At 58.4% G+C, this 7,117-nt stretch carries 13 protein-coding genes; 9 read left to right on the forward strand and 4 right to left on the reverse strand.

Annotated features, from left to right (window positions below; all coding sequences use genetic code 11):
• The 9 genes from ACYCUK_RS22340 to ACYCUK_RS22380 form a co-directional block, all read left to right on the forward strand.
• Window positions 1-1,342, forward strand: a 1,342-nt coding sequence (locus tag ACYCUK_RS22340; protein ID WP_461596813.1) for a hypothetical protein, incomplete at its 5' end; no start/stop codon positions are given.
• On the forward strand, window positions 1,339-1,623 hold the full coding sequence (locus tag ACYCUK_RS22345; protein WP_461596814.1) for a hypothetical protein: 285 nt from the start codon (window positions 1,339-1,341) through the stop codon (window positions 1,621-1,623). The genes ACYCUK_RS22340 and ACYCUK_RS22345, both read left to right, overlap by 4 nt.
• Window positions 1,624-1,726: 103 nt before the next feature.
• The gene (locus ACYCUK_RS22350) at window positions 1,727-2,041 is read left to right on the forward strand and encodes a hypothetical protein (protein ID WP_461596815.1); all 315 of its coding nucleotides are present in this window, start codon (window positions 1,727-1,729) and stop codon (window positions 2,039-2,041) included.
• Window positions 2,042-2,118: 77 nt separating this feature from the next.
• Window positions 2,119-2,760 carry a nucleotidyl transferase AbiEii/AbiGii toxin family protein gene (locus ACYCUK_RS22355; RefSeq protein ID WP_461596816.1) on the forward strand — a complete coding sequence of 214 codons (642 nt, stop codon included), beginning with the start codon at window positions 2,119-2,121 and terminating at the stop codon, window positions 2,758-2,760.
• 57 nt (window positions 2,761-2,817) lie between these two features.
• Window positions 2,818-3,429: a S26 family signal peptidase gene (locus tag ACYCUK_RS22360; RefSeq protein ID WP_461596817.1), complete on the forward strand. Its 612-nt coding sequence runs from the start codon at window positions 2,818-2,820 to the stop codon at window positions 3,427-3,429.
• 222 nt (window positions 3,430-3,651) lie between these two features.
• Entirely contained in the window at window positions 3,652-3,867 is a 216-nt protein-coding gene (locus ACYCUK_RS22365; protein ID WP_461596818.1) for a hypothetical protein, read from the forward strand.
• A gap of 4 nt (window positions 3,868-3,871) precedes the next feature.
• Window positions 3,872-4,180: a hypothetical protein gene (locus ACYCUK_RS22370; protein WP_461596819.1), complete on the forward strand. Its 309-nt coding sequence runs from the start codon at window positions 3,872-3,874 to the stop codon at window positions 4,178-4,180.
• Entirely contained in the window at window positions 4,180-4,794 is a 615-nt protein-coding gene (locus ACYCUK_RS22375) for a lytic transglycosylase domain-containing protein (RefSeq protein ID WP_461596820.1), read from the forward strand. The genes ACYCUK_RS22370 and ACYCUK_RS22375 overlap by 1 nt, the downstream gene beginning before the upstream one ends.
• Before the next feature lie 112 nt (window positions 4,795-4,906).
• On the forward strand, window positions 4,907-5,602 hold the full coding sequence (locus ACYCUK_RS22380) for a DotA/TraY family protein (RefSeq protein WP_461596821.1): 696 nt from the start codon (window positions 4,907-4,909) through the stop codon (window positions 5,600-5,602).
• Here ACYCUK_RS22380 and ACYCUK_RS22385 read toward each other — a convergent pair.
• From ACYCUK_RS22385 to ACYCUK_RS22400, 4 genes are all read right to left on the reverse strand, one after another.
• Window positions 5,599-6,012, reverse strand: coding sequence for a hypothetical protein (locus ACYCUK_RS22385; RefSeq protein WP_461596822.1), 414 nt, complete (start codon window positions 6,010-6,012; stop codon window positions 5,599-5,601). The genes ACYCUK_RS22380 and ACYCUK_RS22385 overlap by 4 nt on opposite strands.
• Before the next feature lie 108 nt (window positions 6,013-6,120).
• Window positions 6,121-6,285, reverse strand: coding sequence for a hypothetical protein (locus tag ACYCUK_RS22390; protein WP_461596823.1), 165 nt, complete (start codon window positions 6,283-6,285; stop codon window positions 6,121-6,123).
• Window positions 6,286-6,324: 39 nt separating this feature from the next.
• Window positions 6,325-6,696 carry a hypothetical protein gene (locus tag ACYCUK_RS22395; RefSeq protein ID WP_054608644.1) on the reverse strand — a complete coding sequence of 124 codons (372 nt, stop codon included), beginning with the start codon at window positions 6,694-6,696 and terminating at the stop codon, window positions 6,325-6,327.
• Between the two features lie 76 nt (window positions 6,697-6,772).
• Window positions 6,773-7,117 (reverse strand): hypothetical protein (locus ACYCUK_RS22400; protein WP_461596824.1); only part of this gene is annotated, 345 nt, incomplete at its 5' end.

The following is a 7,117-nucleotide window of genomic DNA, read 5'->3' on the forward strand; positions in this document are numbered from 1 at the left end:
GCACTCTGACAACCGCCCTGTCGAAGAACTGTACGCCCCGGATGCCAAGGTTTTTGTCAGCTTGACCCCCTATCTGGAGCAGCACAATCCGAATGAAAACCTCTTTTTTCAAATGGAAAGGAAGGACATCGACATGGAACAAGTATCGCAGCCTGCAGGGCAATCGCTGGGAAAAGCCGTAGAGGGCATCGAATCCGCGCATAAGCGCATCAACAACGCCGTCGAAAATCTGATACTCACCGTAAATCCCGGTTTGGCCGCAGAGGCCGCTCAACACGTCCAGGCGGGTGCCACCGACCTGTCCAACAGCATCATTCTGGGTGCCGATGCGGTGGCTGAATCGCGTGTAAAAGACGCCTTTGAGTTCGGGCAATGGAATACCCTATTGACGGAAAGCGCCCTGTTTACCCAGGTGCGATCCGCCCGGCTGGAAAATTACGAGCGTGCAGTAAGCCATGTGGAACTCCAGAAATCCGCAGCGTATGCCCGCGGCGCTCTGGACACCGCGACGCAGGTGGCATTGGAACAGCGCAAGCGCGGCATCCTGTCTTCTCTGAATGGTCCGCTCGCAGAGCACGCCCTGCTCGATGCGGGCCGTGTGGGGCTGCTGTCCGAGCCGAAGCCGGAAGAGGTGGGCGTGTGGCTGGCGAAAGTCCCCCCGGAAGCGGTATTGGGCCGGGCGGACGGGTCGCTGGTTGCTGTGCCGGTACCACCCGATTTTGAAGCGGAAACCGGCAAGCCGGTCCGCATGGTAGCCGACGAGATCGGCGTTTATCGTCCAGCAATGGAAAGGAAGGCAGTCATGGAACAGCAAACCGAAGTGAAAACGCAGTACCCGCGCATGGAAGCGCACCTGAAAGATCCGGAAGGCATTTGGCATTCCGTCAGCCTGTATGTGGACAAGGAAGGCCAGCCGCGCGGCGTGCTTGCCACGGAAATCCGCGAGCGGGGCATGTCCGAAAAGTACTCTGTCGTGTTCACCGAAAAGGTGTCGGAAAAGACGGGCGAGAAGTTCCTGTCTACCAAGTTCGACCGCGCGGATGGGACGACCCTGTACGCCAATCTGACACCCCACGAAAAGAATGGCGAACGCTGGCTGTCGGCCAGCTTCGCCGAGCGCGACCCGTCCAAGGAAAAGGGTCAGCAGTTGACCCCGATCACCGGGACCGGCGGTACCCTGAAACCCAATGCCGCACTGCTGGAAAAGGCCGACAAGGACCGCACGGCACAGTATGTCCGGGAAACCTTCAAGGTCGATCTGGCCCAGTTGGTCCGGGACCGCGCCCAGGCGGTCAAAGAGTGCGGCAAGGGCTTGCAGCCCGGCAAGGGGGTGGGCCTGTGAGCACGGCGAAGGAAATCCGTGCCTGGCTGGGGGATGAACTGGCGCACGCCGGTCCCAAACGCCGCGCGCAACTGGCGAAGCTGGCGGAACACCTGCATCGCGCCGAGAAACACCAGCATGCCAACGCATTGCCCGTCGGGTCGTTCCAACGGCAGATCGCCCGGATCCACGAGCGCAAGATGGTCGCAGAGGCTATGCACCTGGGCTTTCATCCCCCGGAAGAAGAGATCAAGGAACTGGGGCTGCATCTGGCGGGGCGGTCTCTGGGGTTGTCTCTGTAACCCGGCACCCTTCCCGCTATACCCCCTTAGTCAAAGGGGGTTTTTTATGGTCTTGCAGTCTGCAAGACTTGCGGTTAAACCCATACGGATTAAACTGCCAGATATGAATAAAGAGTCCAATAATGACTGGATGGTATTAACCACAATCAACGCCCCACGACACCTCATGGTGACGGGCGACGATCTGGAGGCTTGGCTGCGAGGCACCCCTGCGGGGGGCAGCCTTGCAGGCGGCGCCTCTGAGGTGGACACCATGGGGCTGCAGACGTTCTTTTACGAGTGCGACCTGGGGGCGCAGCTTGGATTTCTGCGCGGCCGCCACATCCCCGTGGAACAGGCGCTCGCCACCCTGGATCAACACGTCCGGCCCGGATTCCCGAAAGACTTTCATTTTCCGCTGGATGCCTGGGCCACCTGATGGATGATAGTCAGACGCAAGCCTGCCGGCTGCAAGCCCGCCGGCTGCAAGCCTGGGAACCGCTTTTCGACAAGGCCATGTTGGCGATAGATTCTCTACCCCCGCATCTGCCCCGGCTCGAATGGACCATGGGCGGGGGCACGGTGCTGATGTTCAAGTATCATCACCGGTTAAGCCGCGATGTCGATATTTTCATCACGGATACGCAATACCTGACCGCCTTGTCCCCGCGTCTGAATGACAAGGTGGAAGACCTCACCACCCATTACCGGGAAGATTCCCAGCACGTCAAGCTGATTTTTGATGGCCTGGGTGAAGTAGACTTTGTGGCCGCACCGCGCCTGGTGGCGAACTCCACTCAGGCGGCGACCATTCGTGGCCGCAAGGTCTTGCTGGACAAGCCGGAAGAGATCATCGCCAAGAAGTGTTTCTACCGTGCGGACGGCTTTACGGCGCGCGACGTGTTTGACATGGCGGTATTCCTGGCGAAGGACCCCGCAGCGGTGAAAAAGCATCTCGGCATCCTCACCGCGCGTTCTGACGACATACAAAGACGCCTGGCGTTTTATGCCGCCAACAAGGCGCATTGGGATAAGGAAATCAGCCGCGTTAGGCCATTACCCGGTTTCAGCCAATATTCGCAACAGGCGCTGAGCAAGGTACAGAAATTCTACGCCAGCCCGGAACAATGGCTGAAAGCTCAGGCGTTGACCAGATAGGCCAACGCTATGTGAATCCTTTGCCCGCTATACCCCCTTAGTCAAAGGGGGTTTTTTATGTCTGCACGCAAGACGTTACTGAACATCGGATTCTACGGCCTGGCGGCCACCATCGCCACGGCGGCGACCCTGATCGCCCTGGCCGAGCACTACCACTGGTCCCTCAACATGACCACCTGCATGCCCGTAGGCTTCTACCGGCGCGGACCCATTCCAAAGCACCTGAAGGTGGGCGACCGGGTATTCTTCTGCCCGCCAGTGGGTAGTAAAGCCATGCACCAGGCGATGAGCGGCCTGTGGCTGGAATATGCCCCACATGGAAAGTGGGCCTGCCAGGACCACCTGATGCCGTTCATGAAAGAGGTCGTGGCCCTGCCTGGGCAGCAGGTGACGATCACGAAACAGGGCGTCATCGCCAACGGAAAGCGGCTTCCAAACAGTAAAGTCGTGACCCGCATCGAGGATGGCAAGCTCCAGGTGATCCACCTGCCGTATGGAACGTACACCGTGCCCAAAGGCATGTTCTGGGATTACGCGCCGGGCAACTTCGCATACACGTCAGCCTACTATGGTCCGGTGCCGATCCGGAACATCCTGGGGTCCGTCCATCCGGTACCGTGGCTCACCATTCCTGGATCGCAGTTCTGGCTGAAGGTGAGTAAGAGATGAGCAATAAAAACAAAGACCGATGGTGGCACGATCCCTTCTGGGCCGACGGGTTTGTCATCCTGGGCGTCAGTGCTGTCATGGTGTTGGTTCCCTGGGTTCCCTGGTTGCTCGTTGTGGCCTGGCGTCTGTGCTGCGGTTAAAGCAGATATCGCTCGGTGAGTGAGAGATAACGCTTCTCGACTGGTGCAGTGAGTAACGAAATTGAAGCTGATGAGGTGACTTATGTTTGAATTTATTGAAGACACGCTTTGCGACCTCAAGGACGCGCTGGAGTCCATGGGGGGGATCATCCTTGCCGTGTTGATCTTCGTGGGCATCGGCGTGCATTTCATGTCCGCGCTGGACCCCGCCACTACGCTGCTGATCCTGACCGTCGTTGGTGGCGTTTTCGCGGCGGTCTTTTGCTACCGGATCGTCAGCTTTTTCACGGGGGATTGAAAGCATGGTGAGAGACTTTGAAAAACTGACGACCATCTGCGGACGCATGCTGAACACGGTGCGTCTGGCGGATCTGGCGGGGTTTACCATGTGGGGCATCGGCGTCATCGATGACGCGCCGGGCTATGCGCTGGATACACAGCTATTTTATTGGGATGGAAACCCGGACACCAGCGGGGCCTTTTCCTGCGTGTTTTTCACGTCGGGACGCTTCAACGGCAACAAGCTCACCCCACTGCTCATCGCCTCGGCGCTGCAAAACTACGGTGGTCTGATCGAGGATGGCCGGACCCTCCCGCCGAAGTATATCTGATGGTGTTACCCGTAGCACAACTGGCGGCTCAATGTGCCCCATTCGTAGCTCCAACCACGATGGCGGCCATCGTACAAGTGGAATCGGGCGGTCGGGCGCTGGTGATCCTCGACAATGCCACGGGCAGGGATTACAACCCAGCATCCGTGCCCCAAGGGGTTGCCACCATCGACCGCCTGCTGGCGGAAGGCCACCGGCAACTGGATGTGGGCATTGCCCAGGTCGATACGGAAAACTTCGCGGCGTACCACCTGACACCCGCGACGGCACTCAATGCCTGCGCCAACATTCGCGTCGGCGCCCGCATTTTGCAGGCGGCCTATAAACAGGCCGTGGCGGCCTACGGTCCAGGCCAGGTGGCGTTGTACCATGCTTTTGAGGCGTACAATTCAGGGCGCTTAAATGACGATCCCGCCTATGCAAACAAGATCCTTGCGGCAGCAGGCATTCCGGTTCAGGTGCAGGGCGACGGGAGCCTTGTGTACCATCACGTCAGCCACTACAAAAACCCGTTCACCGTGTACTGGAAGCCGGTGGAGGGGGCGGCCCCCGTCAAAGTGGACACCCACTATAGAGGCAGCGTCAGCGGGTTGGCCGCCACGGTGCGGTGGTGAGTAAGAGATAACAATCGGGGCGTGTGCGTAAGAGATAACGCGCTTCCGGTCAGATGCGATTCTCGGTGTGGCGTCTGATGGGCTGCAGAGCACCGGACTCGGGATAGCGATAATGACGTCACCACTAATTACTGCTGTGTTTTTATTCACCGTTATCCCATTGTTCATTGCAGGCCTCGTGTTGGCCTACGTCATCCCGATGATCCCATATATTATCTATACCATGGCCGTATTAGGCTGGATCATGGCGGTGATGGTGGCGCTGATTGGCGCCCCGCTCTGGGCCGCCGTGCATGCCATTCCGACCGGCGAAGGAGCCATCCCGCAGGAAGCCAAGCAAGGCTGGAAGATGCTGCTGGCCCTCTTCGTGGAACCGGCCCTGCTGGTCTTCGGGTTCTTTCTGAGCATCGTCGTGTTCCAGGCGGCGGCCTGGCTGGTGGATCACACGTTTGCGGCGGTGGCCATGTCCGCGATCACTGCGGGCGGAACGGGCGGCCTTGGCGCGGCGACGGCCAGCCTTTTTGGGACGATCCTGATGATGGTCATTCTCGTGGTGATCTACTGGAAGATCGCGCTCTGGTCGTTCAGCCTAATTATGCTGATCCCCAACAAGGCCCTCGAATGGGGCGGGATGCAGGCGCTATCCGATTATGGACAGCGCAATGTGCATAACGAGGTGGTGGCGGGCGTCGCGTCGTTCCATAGCAACGCCGGGGGAGCTAAAAAAGCAGGGTTGGCTAAACTTACTCGCAAAGACGAAACCTCAGACAACGCAGCAACTACAGAGGACGGTCCAGAGGACGTCTAGCCGTGAGAATTAGTGTTCTCGTATTTGTTCCGGAGCGCCGGAATATCTGTATCCGAGTTGTCTTTCGGCGCATTCGCCTTGATCTGCCCGAACTGAAATTCCTGGCATGCGCGCAGTGCGCGCATGGTGTCTTCGGGTGTGGCGTCTTCCCCACGGCACACGCCCAGAAGCCGATAGCGGGTTTCCGGGTCAAAGTCCTTCACCCGCTTGACGATCTCCCAGACCACATCGTCCCACGCTTTGATCTTGCGGGTGCGGTTGGCGGCAAGGTTCGCTAGTCCATTGGCCACGTACTGCTTTTGCCGCAGAAGAGCGTTAGCTTTATTCTGGCGCCGCCTTGCATCGAAAGCGTTCGTAAGATCGGCGTCCAGTTGGCCTTGTGTGTAAGAGGGATCGCTTAAATCGAACATGTCGTTGTTCTCCTTTGCTTTGCGTGTATACAGAATAGCACCAGGAATCAACCGTTGGCAAAAACCGGGAGAGAGGGGTGCGCGTAATCAAAAGGGTCCAGAATTTCTTTAGTGGGTAAACTTGAACAGCGTCATCAGAGCGGCGATAACCGCCGTCATGATACCCATGATACCGATGGTCCATTGGATGAGGCGCGTTTCCAGTCCGGTCAGATCGGCTTTGGTCACCATGGTCACCTCGATCACCGTCAACCGCTTGTCGATGCTTTCCATCAAGTGATTCTCTGCCATGCCTGTATAGGAAGAGGGCGATTATGCCGGCTTTCGCAACTTCTCTATTTCCCGCTCCAGCGTTTCCAGCCGCGTAAGCACGGCATCGGGATAGGTTGGCTGCCGCATGTTCAGGATGGCGGAAGTCAGGGTGTCTAGCCGGGTATTGATGCCAGACCCCAAAGTGTCAATCCGGGCATCCAGCCGGGCAAACCCATCATCCATACGCTCTGCCAGGTGATCCATGCGGATGGAAAGGTGATCGACGCGCCCATCCAGACGGTCGATGCTTTGCCCGTTCTCCCGCAGATCCTTTTCCAGCGTGTCGAGACGCAGACGCAAAGACTCCACGCCGGGAGCAATGACGCTTTCCAGCACCTTGCGCAGACTATCAATGGTTTCCTGAATATCCATACTGGCCAGTGTAGCCCATATTCTGTCTCTCCCACAAACTGTAGATGCCCTCTGCAAGAGCCGCCCGCTGCAAGAGCTACATCAGCTTCTTGAAGTCGTCCTTGTTGTCCGCCCGATCCTGTTGAACCGCCGTGCGCTCGCGGTCCGCCAGAACCGCCTGCATTTCCTGTGGTAGCTGGCCCAGAATATCCGCCACCTGCTGCAGTTCGGTGGCGTCCACGGCGCTTCCTGCGCCCTGCTCCCCGTCCGCCGCGGAATCCTCATCTGGCTTGCTGGTTGGCACTACCACCCCATCCCGATCTTTTTCGACTTCTTCAAAATCCATGTCATCCAGATTGGGCAGTATGTCTTCCGAAGCGGGCGCCGTCCGCACCCCGCCGGATTCGCCGAACACCTGTCGGTAATCCTTGGGATAACTGGT

Source organism: Thiomonas sp. (genome assembly GCF_054608695.1).

Excerpts from the sequence above, each read along its gene's own strand:
- ACYCUK_RS22350 (WP_461596815.1), top strand. The coding sequence starts at position 1,727 with ATGAATAAAGAGTCCAATAATGACTGGATGGTATTAACCACAATCAAC.
- ACYCUK_RS22355 (WP_461596816.1), top strand. The coding sequence starts at position 2,119 with ATGTTGGCGATAGATTCTCTACCCCCGCATCTGCCCCGGCTCGAATGG.
- ACYCUK_RS22360 (WP_461596817.1), top strand. The coding sequence starts at position 2,818 with ATGTCTGCACGCAAGACGTTACTGAACATCGGATTCTACGGCCTGGCG.
- ACYCUK_RS22365 (WP_461596818.1), top strand. The coding sequence starts at position 3,652 with ATGTTTGAATTTATTGAAGACACGCTTTGCGACCTCAAGGACGCGCTG.
- ACYCUK_RS22370 (WP_461596819.1), top strand. The coding sequence starts at position 3,872 with ATGGTGAGAGACTTTGAAAAACTGACGACCATCTGCGGACGCATGCTG.
- ACYCUK_RS22375 (WP_461596820.1), top strand. The coding sequence starts at position 4,180 with ATGGTGTTACCCGTAGCACAACTGGCGGCTCAATGTGCCCCATTCGTA.
- ACYCUK_RS22380 (WP_461596821.1), top strand. The coding sequence starts at position 4,907 with ATGACGTCACCACTAATTACTGCTGTGTTTTTATTCACCGTTATCCCA.
- ACYCUK_RS22385 (WP_461596822.1), bottom strand. The coding sequence starts at position 6,012 with ATGTTCGATTTAAGCGATCCCTCTTACACACAAGGCCAACTGGACGCC.
- ACYCUK_RS22390 (WP_461596823.1), bottom strand. The coding sequence starts at position 6,285 with ATGGAAAGCATCGACAAGCGGTTGACGGTGATCGAGGTGACCATGGTG.
- ACYCUK_RS22395 (WP_054608644.1), bottom strand. The coding sequence starts at position 6,696 with ATGGATATTCAGGAAACCATTGATAGTCTGCGCAAGGTGCTGGAAAGC.